The 13,857-nt window shown below is 40.3% G+C and carries 8 protein-coding genes; 5 read left to right on the top strand and 3 right to left on the bottom strand.

Annotated features, from left to right (window positions below; translation table 11 throughout):
* Nucleotides 1-21 precede the first annotated feature (21 nt).
* Together H5181_RS13255 and H5181_RS13250 are read left to right on the top strand one after the other, a co-directional pair.
* On the top strand, nt 22-1,698 hold the full coding sequence (locus H5181_RS13255) for an AMP-binding protein (RefSeq protein ID WP_182751262.1): 1,677 nt from the start codon (nt 22-24) through the stop codon (nt 1,696-1,698).
* A gap of 832 nt (nt 1,699-2,530) precedes the next feature.
* Nucleotides 2,531-4,408: an NACHT domain-containing NTPase gene (locus H5181_RS13250; RefSeq protein ID WP_182751261.1), complete on the top strand. Its 1,878-nt coding sequence runs from the start codon at nt 2,531-2,533 to the stop codon at nt 4,406-4,408.
* A gap of 836 nt (nt 4,409-5,244) precedes the next feature.
* On the opposite strand, the gene H5181_RS13245 is transcribed toward H5181_RS13250, so the two are convergent.
* From H5181_RS13245 to H5181_RS13235, 3 genes are all read right to left on the bottom strand, one after another.
* On the bottom strand, nt 5,245-6,252 hold the full coding sequence (locus tag H5181_RS13245; protein ID WP_182751260.1) for a substrate-binding domain-containing protein: 1,008 nt from the start codon (nt 6,250-6,252) through the stop codon (nt 5,245-5,247).
* A gap of 464 nt (nt 6,253-6,716) precedes the next feature.
* On the bottom strand, nt 6,717-7,844 hold the full coding sequence (locus H5181_RS13240; protein ID WP_182751259.1) for a zinc-binding dehydrogenase: 1,128 nt from the start codon (nt 7,842-7,844) through the stop codon (nt 6,717-6,719).
* A 135-nt stretch (nt 7,845-7,979) separates the two neighbouring features.
* The gene (locus H5181_RS13235) at nt 7,980-8,657 is read right to left on the bottom strand and encodes a glutathione S-transferase family protein (RefSeq protein WP_182751258.1); all 678 of its coding nucleotides are present in this window, start codon (nt 8,655-8,657) and stop codon (nt 7,980-7,982) included.
* A gap of 227 nt (nt 8,658-8,884) precedes the next feature.
* Here H5181_RS13235 and H5181_RS13230 point away from each other — a divergent pair, with 227 nt between their 5' ends.
* From H5181_RS13230 to H5181_RS13220, 3 genes are all read left to right on the top strand, one after another.
* Complete coding sequence (locus tag H5181_RS13230) at nt 8,885-9,787, top strand: LysR family transcriptional regulator (RefSeq protein ID WP_182751257.1); 903 nt, start codon at nt 8,885-8,887, stop codon at nt 9,785-9,787.
* A gap of 412 nt (nt 9,788-10,199) precedes the next feature.
* Nucleotides 10,200-11,312, top strand: coding sequence for an agmatine deiminase (gene aguA, locus H5181_RS13225; RefSeq protein WP_182751256.1), 1,113 nt, complete (start codon nt 10,200-10,202; stop codon nt 11,310-11,312).
* 79 nt (nt 11,313-11,391) lie between these two features.
* Nucleotides 11,392-13,101 carry an amidase gene (locus H5181_RS13220; RefSeq protein ID WP_182751255.1) on the top strand — a complete coding sequence of 570 codons (1,710 nt, stop codon included), beginning with the start codon at nt 11,392-11,394 and terminating at the stop codon, nt 13,099-13,101.
* The last annotated feature ends 756 nt before the right edge of the window (nt 13,102-13,857 follow it).

Here is a 13,857-nt window from a genome sequence, read left to right as displayed (position 1 = left end):
AGTGATGTTTAAACAACATTAATGATGGCTATAATGACAAATGATAAACCGTGGCTAACACAATATCCTGAGGATGTGCCTGCAACAATAGATTCAAGTATGTATAACAATATCAATGATTTGTTTAAAGAGTCTTTTAATGCGCATGCTAAAAAAGCAGCATATATTAATATGGGACATAGCTTGTCCTACCAAGATCTTGAAAGTAAAAGTAACGCTTTTGCTGCTTATCTACAATCTGAACTAAAAATGAAAAAAGGCGAACGAATCGCCTTAATGATGCCTAATTTATTGCAATATCCGATCACTATTTTAGGTGCATTAAAAGCAGGACTCATTATTGTCAATGTTAATCCACTTTATACCCCTCGAGAATTAAAACATCAATTACGAGACTCAGGGGCCAGTGCTATTGTTGCCGTAACAAATTTTGGTAATAACCTTCAGCAAATACTGCATGAGACTAACATTAAGCATGTTATGTTAACCAAAATCGGCGATGAGTTAGCGATGCATAAGCGCACATTGGTTAACTTTCTTATCAAACATGTCAAAAAAATAGTGCCTAAATATCATATTCCCGACGCTATTTCATTGCGTAGAGCATTAACCGAAGGCAAGAAACTTCCCTTTATTGATCCCCAAATAACAGTAGATGATTTAGCATATCTCCAATATACAGGTGGAACGACGGGGCCTGCGAAAGGGGCAATGCTGACTCATAGTAATATTATTTCTAATGTTCTACAGGTTCATGCTCATTTTAGCCCAAGAACCTTATATGATAAGGAATATGCCGTAACCCCACTTCCGCTTTATCATATTTTTGCCAACTCAGTGAGTATGATGTTTATGCTCTTTCTCGGTGCAACGAATCTACTCATTACCAACCCAAGAGATATAGATGGTTTCGTAGCAGATTTAAGTAAATATCCATTCACAATGGTTTTTGGTTTAAATACTCTTTTTAATGGCCTAAACAATCATGCTGGTTTTCAAAAATTAGATTTTAGTCACGCTCGTTTTACTATTGCAGGTGGAATGCCGACGCAGAAACTTATTGCTGATCGTTGGCAACAGCTTACTGGAATGCCTGTCATAGAAGGTTATGGCTTAACTGAATGTTCCCCAGTAGTCGCTGCTGGTACTCATCAACAACAATCATTTATTTCTTCAATTGGTGTCCCTTTACCCAGCACTGAACTCCGTATCGTTAATGATGAAAATGAACCTTTAGGTCCTAACCAAATTGGTGAAATTCAAATTAGAGGGCCCCAAGTGATGAAAGGCTATTGGCAACAAGAAGCCGAAACCAATACTGTAATGCATGCAGGAGGGTGGTTAAGCTCTGGCGATATAGGAAGAATGGATGACGATGGGATTTTTTATATTGAAGACCGTAAAAAAGATATGATTCTAGTGTCGGGATTTAATGTTTTTCCAACTGAAATTGAAGAGGTTGCAACCCTTCACCCTCACATCATCGAAGCTGCGGCCATTGGCATTCCCGATGACGCCACAGGAGAAAAAGTTAAATTATTTATTGTACGCAAAGGTAATGTGACCGTTGACGAAATAAAAAAACATTGTAGAAAATATCTTACCGGTTATAAAAACCCAAGGATAATCGAATTTAGAGATGAATTACCAAAATCAAATGTTGGCAAGATCTTACGTCGAGAATTGCGAGATTCATAGGCGTTATTAATGATGTCCTAAGGATAACTAACATATATGGATAGATATGAGGCGCAGCCGAACAAATCCGACGAAACCTCATTCACATGCTGACTGAGGTTCCCGTCAACGGCCATTTCAGCAATTTGGTGCGAGAAAGGCCATGTGAGCATCATGCATTTTTGTATAAAGAGTTTTCAACGGCCTCAAGTTCAGAGTTGAATCACACCTTTTGAAAGTAAAATCTTTAACTTATTTATGCCCCAAAGCTTGTTTAGGCTATGGCCTGCGGCCACTAACGTCGTGGCGCTTCACCCACACCAGACCAAATGGGTAAAGCGCTTGTACCCCTTTGCAAACCCTCAGCGTTCCGGCAACATTTTCTGAAAAGCGAAAATGTCGCGACGGAAATTAATCGAGCTTTTGGCCTCGTTTGAATCCTTCTTCGGTCTTATTCGAAAAATGCTAACGCTTCCGATGGTACATCCTGTACCGCGAAAGCTAAGCTCACATCCATGTGAGCTTCACGCTATTTTCTTCAACGTCCTCAAGTTCAGAGTTGAATTTGTCCCTTTTAAAGCCAAAAAACTAACTCGTTTTACCCCAATATAAGTTAGTGCTATTGCTCAATCTAAAATATTTATTTCCGTTTGCCATAGCTTTTCTAATTTCACATGTTCTGCAAGAATGAATCTAAAACGGTGGCCAGTATTAATTAGCCACTACACTCCTTACGTTTATATTTTTATACATTTAATAAATAATCCAATATTATTGGCATAGTCACAATTTCGAGTACATAATAGAATAACCATATTAGGTAGGGTATGCATTTGATTTTTAAGGGATTAAAATGATGGAGTCTGGGTTGTCGAAAGCTTTAGAGTCAGAACTTGGTAAAAAACTTGCTAACTTGTTGTTTGGTAGGTTCAACGCCCTCATTAAAAGTAACGATATTGACAGGGATGTTAGAGACGTTTTCGATACAATTGCACCAATAGATGAACATTCATTCGATGCAATAAGCTTGAAAGTAACTGAAAAATATTTAACTTTTAGAACTTTACAATCAAGAACCCAAGATATTTTTATTGGTGATATTTATCATCCTTTAAAGATTAAAAAAACCGATAGTGACGAAAACATAGTTACGCTCGTTGATAATGAATTTATAAGTACAAAAATTGCTTGTATTGTAGGTAAGGCCGGTCAGGGGAAAACAACAATCCTTAGGAAAATGGTTTATAATCATTTAAATATGGACTCTAATGAGTTTCCAATAATTATTACTTTAAGAAATGTTGATTGGACAAAGCCTTCAATAGATTTAAAAGAAATAGTAAGTGTAGAATTTCAAGAACTCGGCATTAATAATATTTCGCTTGAAGCTTATGCGTATTTACTTATAAAAAACAGAATAAAGATATTTTTTGATGGCTTTGATGAAGTAACAACTGCCAACAGAAGCAAGGCTATCGCTCTGATCACTTCTGCATATTCCACATACAATTGTGCTTGCATAGTTACTACAAGACCAGGCACTGAAATTCAATTGTTAAGCGGAATAGTTATTAATTATACATTATTAGATTTAGAATATGATGATGTAAAAAAGATTGTCGAACGAAATTCAAGGATTTTAGATGTAGATAAGACTCAAATATTAACGTTGCTCGATTCTAAAAGAGAAATTGCCAATTTTTTAGTTACTCCAATCATACTTGATGTTTTTATTACTACTTACCCTGAGCTTTCGGCTGACCCAACAAGTTTGATTGATGTATATGAACAGTTATTTACATCATTAATATCGACACACGATAGATTGAAAATTTCATTTCAAAGAGAAAGTCAGTCATCACTTAATGTGAAACAATTAGAAGAAGTCTTTTGGGGGGCGTCATTTAGATTGTTATCGAGCAGGAATGATGTAACTTTTACAGGAAATGAAATAGAAAAAACTTTTTTAGTTTCAACAGAAAAATTAGGTTTAAAAGATTACAATACACATTTAGATGTTATTAATAAAACATCACTTATCCAAGTTGATGGTAATGAGTACTCTTATATTCACAAATCAATTATTGAATTTAATGCAGCAAAACATATTTTAAACTTATCAGATGCTGCTAGGGTTTCGTATTATGAACGCATGGCTATCAGTCCACATTCTAATCAAGAGAATGTTCTGAAATTCTTATCGAAAATTGATGAGGATATGTTTTATATTCATTATACAAAAAACCTATTGCTAAACATTAACAAGATCGCTAATTTACTGAATAGTGATAACTCGATGTCTATTGAGTCGCTATTATTATATAAGTTTTACTCTAACGTTACCGTGTCTGTTACGTTGCCTGGTGGGAAAGTGTCATTTCAACCATTGAAAAAAGATAATGACCATTTCATAAAATATATGCTTACAATGGAATCTGTATTGGATATATATACGCCTAATCTAGATAAAGATAATTTAGAATTAGAAATTATTAAAGTCGTAAGCACTAAGGGTTTTCTATCTAAATATTCGATATTAAAATCTGCATCTTCAACATTAGATGGGATTACCATTCCACTGCTTGACATAGTGAGTGAAAGACAAATTATACAATTCTTAGATGGTCAGCATGCAAAAATGTTTGTAACAGATATACTCAATTTAGATCGCCTAATTATTGAACATAAGAAGATTTACGATGGAAAGAATTCTATGAGCGAGTTTTTTTAGTCAATGTCTGTACATACTGTCAGTGCTTAACCTGCAGTATTATGTCTCAACAGTTTATGGTGAACTAGGCTGTTTCTTTGGTTTTAATTTTTCTGATGGTTGCATTAAATGTATTGTAGTGGCGCAGTGAAGTTGGCCACTACTTTATAGGCAATATGCATACCTTGCCATAGCAGAGATTTATTCGAAATCTTTCAGTCTTATATAATTAGTAACAAAATTCTGTCCAAAAACGAGCTAGTTATTGATTGAAAATATCTAAATTCAGCTTTGAACTTGAGACTCTATATAAAAGAAAGCGTGAAGCTCACATGGATGTGAGCTTCACGCTTTCGCGGTACAGGTCGTTCTTTGGCGTCCTGCCATCACGACATTCGTGAATCCATTTACATCTGATGTACCATCGGAAGTGTTAGCATTTTCACTCTTTATTACAAGATGGGCCGAGGCCGATTACAAACGAGATTCAAAGCTGGATAAATCCCCATTGCGACTTTTCACAGCTCTTGTTTTGTAAATCGCGAAAATGTTGCGGGGCGGCTGGGCCATTTTTTTAAAAGAGTTAAGAGGGAACAGCCGTTGGTTTCCTCTTGGTCTGGTGTGGGTGAAGCTCCACGACGTTAGTGGCCGCAGGCCATAAATACATAAATGGCATAAATACATAAAGGCCATACAAAACAAAAAAACACCTGGATCCCGGCTCAAAAGCATTACCTGGACGACGTGAGAGTTGGGACGACGAGAAGGCTGTTAGCAATCATCTATTCATATATGAGCATAAGCTAAATCTAATCAGGTTGTGTAACGTTATTTGGATCAGGCGAAATTAAATATGGTTACAATCCCGAAACCTTGGTACATGTATTAACGTTCTCTGGTGTGCAAAATGTGATAGGTGTGTAAATTATTTTGTCATATTTTTGTTCTGTTACAATTTTATACAACGTCAAAATGGCTTGTTTTCCCATTTCATATGGGTCTTGACCAATATTGATATGAACAAGATGATCTTCCAACATCGTTAATTGTTCAGAGGATGTATCCGTAATAACAATGATGATCTTGTTGTTATTAATTTTTGCCTGGTACGGGGCAATCATTTTACGGTAAAGTGCTTGGTCATTTTGCGGCCAACCACCAACAGCAATAAAAGAGTCTGCTTTTACAGGCTTCCCTTTCATTACAGACTCCATTTGATTAACAGATTGAGCCAGTTGATCAAAATTAAAGAAAGGTTCTCTAACTTCAGTCCATCCCGAATCGTTATTAAGCAATTCTCCAGGAGGTTTATCGTATATTTTTCCCGATAATGCGGAACGGACCCCCATCAGTCTTAAATTCAGATTGGGAGAATCTGGTCGCCCAGATTGCATTATTAGCGTCCCGCCATTGGGCCGATGTTTTTTTAATTCTTCACCTAATGACTTACCCAATTCAAAATTGTCAGTGCCTATATAGGCTAGGCGTATACTATTAGGGTCTTCGTTGATTGAAGCATCAATATCAGAGTCATAGGTAATTATCGGGATACCGGCTTCTTTAGCTCTCTTAAGGCTATTTTTAACGAGATAATTAGATTGTGTAATGGCTACAGCGATACCATCTATACCTTCATCGATCAGTTGATTTATTACCTGATCTTGCATCCTAACATTACTTATATCTGGTCCACGATATATGCATTCCACGCCTTTTATTTGAGCAGCATCTATACAGCCAGCTTTGCTTTGATCAAAAAAAACACTATGAAATTTAGGTACCACGGCAAGTTTCCATTCTTTTCCATAGACAGAAGATATGAGTGTTAGAGTTAAGAAAAAAAACAATACAAGTGATCTCCCCACATTCTCTCCTGAAATAAATTATTGTGCGACTCTGCTTATACTAGCATACAGCAAAGAAATTCATTTAAAGATACCAGCTGAAACGTATTCCTGAGCATATCATTGTGAGCTAATCGATACTTTTGGGTTTTTAACGCCCACATGGCGACCTTTCGCATCTGTTGTTTAAGTCATTAGAGAAAATGTTGCGGGGCGGCTGGGCCAATTTTTTAAAAGAGTTAAGAGCAGCCGTTGGTTTCCTCTTGGTCTGGTGTGGGCGAAGCGCCACGACATTAGTGGCCGCAGGCCATATCTAAAAAAGCCCCTTAATCCGTAAGTGGGATAACCAAACTGGATATTCGCGCTTTTATAGCCGTCATTATTGATAGATAACGAATTAATAAAAAAGCAGATACTATAATCAGTATCTGCTTTTATTACGTTAACAATTAATCACTTAAGCGATTATAAGCTTTGAGGTTTGATTACTTTTGCGGGGTAATTAAGTACTTCTCACCGGTAGCCTGTTTTGAATAACCCGCTATCGATTTTAATTGTAATACCTCAGCCAATGACACTTCATGGGTGTAGTGACTTGCAAATGTGGTGGTGATTTCATCTGCAACACGTTTACGCATTGCCATAACCGTTTTAGTGCCTAATTTACCGAGCGCATTGAATAATAAGAATCCATTAACAGCCCAAGCAAAACCAAAGTTACGGTTAAGCGTAATAGGGCCGCGGTCTAATGCGCCATAAATATAAACTTGTTTGAAAGTGTCAGAACCATAAACGCTGTGTTCTTTCATATCACGCGCTGCAGCCACTTCCATACAGTTAAGAATGTCACTGGTTAGTTTACCGCCGCCAATTGGGTCAAATGCAATCGTTGCACCTGTTTCAATTATCGCTGCGGTTAAGTCAGCTAGGAAAGTATCACTGCTTGAGTTAACAATATATTTAGCGCCCATGTCACGTAGTAGTGTTTCTTGTTCTGCTTTACGGACGATGTTAATTAAATCGACACCATCGGCAATACAAATACGGTTTAACATTTGGCCGAGGTTAGACGCAGCCGCTGCATGAATGATGGCTTTATGGCCTTCAGCACGCATTGTTTCGACCATCGCTAATGCGGTGAGCGGGTTAACAAAAGAAGATGCGCCTTCTTTAGCCGTAGTACCGTTTGTTAATTCTAAGCAGCTTTGCACATTGGCACAGAGATATTGGCGATACGTACCACCGCCAATAACAGCAACAGTTTTACCCATTAATGCTTGCGCTGCAGGCGATGAACCCGCTGCGACAACGGTACCAGCACCTTCATTACCCACAGGAATGGCTTTACCGACTCGGGTTTTAACTGCTGACATAAATTTAGCCGGAACATCGGCAACAATAGTTGGGCTTTGTTCAGTGCCTGCTTGTGCCGCTGTTGTCATATCCGCGACGCTAAATAGCACCGCTAAGTCCGACGGGTTTAATGGTGCAGCTTCAATGCGAATAACCACTTCATCGGCACCTGGTTGTGGCATGTCGATGTGTTTTAATGCGAGTGTTAATTTATTGTCTTCGCTGATTAATGAAGTCAGTTGAATATTGGTATCTGTCATTGGGATCTGCTCCTGCAAAATAATTAATTTTTTAAGCCAATCATTTTAATGTGTCGGCTATGTTCTGTTTGTAATTCAAATCAGACATCAGTATTAGATGTTTTTATACCTACTATCAATTCGTTAGAGTAAGTGTTATCCGGCGTTCGCGGCTTGGATTTGAGCTTTCACTTTTTGCATAAAGTCGGGCATGTTTGCTAGGCGATCAGCTTCTACCTGTTGGGCAATAACCGTTTGGCTCATGGCATCGTTCCACTGTTTCATGCCTGGTATTTCTGCCAGTACATCCCAGTTAAGCTGGCTCGAGCCAAACGCGCTAACAATGGTGTTGACGTAATAAACGTAGATGTCTGCCATGGTGAATTGTTCACCGGCAATCCAAGGTGAAAACTGGCACAAGCGACTTAAGGCTGTAACGCCACGGGTTAATACCTGGCGGACTTCAGCTTTAACTGACTCTGGTATTTCAGTGCCTGAAAACACATAAGGTATGAGTCGTCTACTTGGCAGTTCAAAATACAGCTCAGCCATTTTCATAATTTGACGTACAACAGCACGCTCACAGGCATTTTCAGGATATAGCGGAATGGCAGGGTAAGTCTCTTCGATAAAATCACAGATGACACTCGATTCTGACAGGTAAAAACCTTCAGCCGTTGAGATAACAGGTACTTTGCCAGCAGGACTGATTGCCAGTAACGCTTCACTACCACCGTATATAAGATTTTCTTGGAATGGCAGTTGTTTGTATAGCAGTACATGTTTCACTAGGTTGTAATAGTTGCTAGCGGCAAAACCGTGCAAAGTAATCATAAGTGAGTTTTCCATCATTAACGTAAAGGTTTTTTTTAATTGCCGAAAAATGCGATTAATGTCCCTGTATTTAACATGTTGCAACAGGATAGTGGTTGCAATGCTTAAGTTAAGCTCATTATTACTGGTTTTAATTTGGTTATATATAACGGAAAACGCTAATCACTATTGCTTTTAAGACAATAATAAAACAAAAATACAAAATATTTATTTAAGGGAGAAGTGAGTTGGATCAACTACGAGCCATGCGGTATTTCAGTAAAGTAGTCGAAACAGGCAGTTTTACCAAAGCGGCGAGTGCGTTTAATGTACCGCCATCATCCTTGTCGAGGCGCGTTGCTGATTTAGAAAAGAGTTTGGGAGCGACGTTATTAAAGCGTACTACTCGAATCGTTAAACTAACCGAAGTAGGGCAAATTTATTATAACGATGTACAGCAAATATTGAATCAACTGTCACAAAGCAATGAGACTGTTCGTAGTTACCAAACAACACCAATGGGGCGTTTGCGGATCAGTTCGATGGTGGGTTTTGGTGAAAAGATATTGCTTCCGTTGTTAGATGAATTCAGTGAGTTATACCCTGAAATTGTATTAGATGTCAGTTTAAGTGACGAATTATCAACACTCGGACGTGACGATGTAGATATTGCTATTCGCGGTGGTTACGCGCCAAATGAGCGAGTGTTAGCGATAAGGTTAATGGACAATGGTTTTATTCCTGTCGCGTCAGCTGGTTATTTAGACAAACACGGCGTACCTAACAATGCGATGGAGCTAACGCAGCATAACGGCCTGTATTTTAAAGCGCCAACAGGGCCAACACCTTGGTTATGTAATATGAACGGCCAATGGCATGATGTCTCTGGACCGGCGGTAGCGATTTCAAATAACGGCCCTTGGCTGGCAAAAAAAGCTTGTAACGGAGAGGGCATTTTAATGTCAACTCGATGGGCGTTAGCGTCTTACCTAGAGTCTGGTAAATTGGTAGAGCTTAAGTTTGAACATGAGTTAGCGATAACTCAACATTCTGATATGGCGGTTTATTTGTTGTATCAAAAACAGCGCTACTTAGTGCCAAAAGTAAAAGCGGCAGTAGACTTTTTAGTGGAAAGAATAAAAGTGAATTGAGGGTTAATGAAGCCAATAAAATCCTACGGAAGAGTTAGTGAAGCAACTAATCTCTCAATTGATTGAAATTACTTTGCAGGTGTTAAACACTTCCGATGGCATATTTTCATTTGGAAAATAGGCATTAACGTTAATGCATTTATGTCTATAAGTGGGTTCGGGAATTAACTCATTTATTCACTACATACAATTCTTTAGCGCAAGCTGTCTTAAATGATATGATATACAGTGATATTTCATCGAAACTAAAACTCAACGAGTGTAGACGTGGCAATTTCGGCCTAACTGTCCGCATGATGAATGTGGAAATTCGATTTATTCATTTGATTAATGTTAGGTGTATTTTTATTCTGTCGTCCTATGTTAGGGCGCACTCCCTTATAGTTTTTCAGCATTACCGGAGACAAAACTCATGACAAACATGAATGTGGATGCCACGCAGTTAACGACTAAACCATCCCAAGATGGTTTTAGCATGCCAGCCGAATGGGCGCAGCAGCAGGCTGTGTGGATGATTTGGCCATATCGTCCTGATAACTGGCGCTCTGCAGGTGCTTATGCTCAGGCGACATTTGCCAAGGTAGCAGATGCCATTGGTGCGGTTACCCCTGTTTATATGGGTGTACCCAAGGCATTTTTGGCACAAGCCAAGACGGTTATGCCTTCTCACGTTACTTTGGTCGAAATAGATAGCAACGATTGCTGGGCTCGCGATACCGGACCTACAGTAGTTGTCAATGCCAAGGGCGAATGCCGTGGTGTTGACTGGGGCTTTAATGCCTGGGGCGGCGATAACGGTGGTTTGTATTCACCATGGGATAAGGACGAGCAAGTCGCGCAAAAGATGCTAAGTCAGCATGGTTTTGATCGTTATCAGGCTCCGCTTATTCTTGAAGGTGGTTCTATTCATGTCGACGGTGAAGGCACTTGCATGACCACGGCTGAATGTTTACTTAACAGCAACCGCAACCCCGATTTGACTCGTGAACAGATAGAAGCATTACTGGCTGAATATTTAAATGTTAAGCAGTTTATCTGGTTGCCAGACGGCGTGTACATGGACGAGACTGACGGACACATTGATAATATATGCTGTTTTGCTCGCCCAGGCGAAGTGGTTTTACACTGGACTGATGATCAAAGTGATCCGCAATATCCTCGTTCAAAAGCCGCTTTGGATATTTTGCAAAATACTGTTGATGCACAAGGGCGTAAGTTAAAAGTTCATCTAATACCACAGCCTGGTCCTTTATATTGCACAGAAGAAGAAGCGCAAGGTGTAGCAGAAGGAACTGGTGTTCCGCGCACAGCGGGTGAACGTTTAGCGGGTTCTTATGCGAACTTTTTAATTACCAACAATCGTATTGTTTTCCCGTTACTCGACCCGGCAACCGACGAAATTGCTGCACAGAAATTGCAGGAAATTTTCCCTGAGTATGAGATTGTCGGTGTGCCTGCCCGTGAGATTTTATTAGGTGGTGGTAATATCCATTGTATTACTCAACAGATCCCTTCTGGAAAATAAGTAACCGCGAAGGAGAACACAATGATCATTTATATCACTGTTGTTTCAACACTTTTGGCTTTTAAGAAGAGGTCGTAACATGTTCGAAGTCACTGAGGTTTCTATTGCCGAGCTGCGTGCAGCCCTTGAATCCGGTCGCACCACAGCGGTTGAGTTAGTGAAGTCTTATTTAGCTCGGGTTGAGGTTTATGACGGCCCCGCGACGCAGACTAAGCTGAATGCACTGGTGGTTCACAACCCCGATGCCATCAAAGAAGCTGAGGCTTCTGATGCTCGCCGAGCTCGTGGTGAAACACTGAGCCCGCTCGATGGTATTCCTTACACTACGAAGGATAGCTACTTAGTTAAAGGGCTCACTGCGGCTTCTGGTAGTCCAGCGTTTAAGGACTTAATTGCTCAATACGACGCATTTGCCGTTGAACGTCTGCGCGAAGCGGGTGCTATTTGCTTGGGCAAAACCAACATGCCGCCTATGGCTAATGGTGGTATGCAGCGCGGTCACTATGGCCGTGCCGAAAGCCCATATAATGCTAATTATCTTACCGCTCCCTTTGCCTCTGGTTCTTCAAATGGCGCGGGTACAGGTACGGCGGCAAGCTATTCTGCTTTCGGCCTAGCCGAAGAAACATGGTCGAGCGGTCGTGGGCCAGCATCGAACAACGGCCTGTGTGCTTATACTCCGTCACGTGGGGTGATTTCTGTGCGTGGTAACTGGCCGTTGACACCGACTATGGATGTTGTGGTGCCTTACACTCGTACTATGGCCGATATGCTCGAAGTACTTGACGTTATCGTGGCAGACGACCCTATTACTCGTGGCGATTTATGGCGTCTACAACCTTGGGTTGAAATCCCAAAAGCATCAACCGTGCGTCCAACATCTTATCTGGCTCTTGCCGCTCAAGCCGATACGCTTAAAGGCAAGCGTTTTGGGGTGCCGCGCATGTACATCAATAAAGATGAATTGGCTGGCACCAGCGAAAACCCAGGCATCGGCGGCCCGACTGGTCAGAGAATCCATACTCGTGCGTCAGTTATCGACCTATGGGAAGCTGCACGCTCAGCGCTGGAGTCTGCCGGAGCTGAAGTCATTGAAGTCGATTTTCCGCTGGTTTCTAACTGTGAAGGTGATCGCCCTGGTGCGCCGACCGTGTTTAATCGCGGCATCGTCACCCCTGAGTTTCTCGATGATGAGCTATGGGCATTATCAGGCTGGGCTTTAGATGAGTTCTTGCGTGCTAATAATGATCCTAAACTGAACAAACTGGCAGACGTCAACGGCCATTTGATTTTCCCGCATGATCTGGGCACCTTGCCCAATCGTGAGGGCGACCTTGCTGCTGGCATGGATGAATACGTCAATATGGCCAAAAGAGGCCTTAAGTCGTATAACCAAATCGACAGCATACCGGATGGTCTGCGCGGCTTAGAGAAGACTCGCAAACTGGATCTGGAAGACTGGATGGACGAGCTAAAACTTGATGCAGTGTTATTCCCAACAGTGGCAGACGTAGGCCCAGCAGATGCGCATGTTAATCCTGCTTCTGCTGACATTGCGTGGAGTAATGGTGTTTGGGTTGCCAACGGTAACCTTGCTATTCGCCACTTAGGTGTACCGACTGTGACTGTGCCAATGGGCGTAATGGCCGACATTGGCATGCCGGTTGGTTTGACTTTCGCTGGCCGTGCTTATGATGACAACGACTTGCTTCGGTTTGCGAGTGCATTTGAGGCAACGGGCAGCAAGCGCGTTATTCCTCATCGCACGCCAGTGCTAAGTAACAAGTAGCAATTTCTAAGCTCTAGGCACTAAGCACTATGCATTAAAAACTGAAAACGGGATTGGCTCCAGTACGCCAATCCCGTTTTTTATGGCAACGTAAATGCTCGTTTAAAACATGTTCCATATCTACAGTGGGTCAGATGCCAATAAACGACCTCTGCCACGAAATCTCACCAGATGTCCTTAAGTTCAGCGTTGAATTTGTCCATTTTCAAGTAAAGAACACTAACTTGTTTTGTACCAAAGTGAGTTAGATCTCGTGCTTTTCTTCTTTTCATTATAAAAGAAAATTGATATCGCTTTACTACAAATACCATTGTGTTTTGTGTAAATGGTGTAATCGAACAAGCTGGTTTTATATAAAGTTATAACGAGTTTAGGCCTATTGCTAATCAAATAATCCAGCCGGTCGGTCTAAAGTAGGGCTGTTAAATTTTGTGGCCTAACTTAATATATTGTTATTGTGTACAATAAATTTCACAGGTAGTTTGTTAACACTTTATATTGGAAAACTTGGTTTGTTTTGAGTGTCACTAATAATTTATCATTTACACCAAAGGCATAGTAAGTATAAGGTTATTGTAATCAATAATTTAAACAGCTGACTTTATAGGGTTCTCTGTTCAATAAGCGTTAGTTGTTCGTTACCGTCAGTAAGTGTTAGTAAGGATTTGACTATTAAAATTGATAATAAGATGCGATTTGTTGCTCGATTATTTTGTGTTGTCTTTACCATAACGGTTATCGATATGTTGATAGAAG

The organism is Shewanella sp. SG44-2 (assembly GCF_014164215.1).
Lineage (GTDB): Bacteria > Pseudomonadota > Gammaproteobacteria > Enterobacterales > Shewanellaceae > Shewanella > Shewanella frigidimarina.
Note: the sequence above shows the minus strand (reverse complement) of the source record. Positions and strands in the feature narration are given on the sequence as shown.

Excerpts from the sequence above, each read along its gene's own strand:
- H5181_RS13220 (WP_182751255.1), top strand. The coding sequence starts at position 11,392 with ATGTTCGAAGTCACTGAGGTTTCTATTGCCGAGCTGCGTGCAGCCCTT.
- H5181_RS13235 (WP_182751258.1), bottom strand. The coding sequence starts at position 8,657 with ATGATTACTTTGCACGGTTTTGCCGCTAGCAACTATTACAACCTAGTG.
- H5181_RS13250 (WP_182751261.1), top strand. The coding sequence starts at position 2,531 with ATGATGGAGTCTGGGTTGTCGAAAGCTTTAGAGTCAGAACTTGGTAAA.
- aguA (WP_182751256.1), top strand. The coding sequence starts at position 10,200 with ATGACAAACATGAATGTGGATGCCACGCAGTTAACGACTAAACCATCC.
- H5181_RS13240 (WP_182751259.1), bottom strand. The coding sequence starts at position 7,844 with ATGACAGATACCAATATTCAACTGACTTCATTAATCAGCGAAGACAAT.
- H5181_RS13255 (WP_182751262.1), top strand. The coding sequence starts at position 22 with ATGATGGCTATAATGACAAATGATAAACCGTGGCTAACACAATATCCT.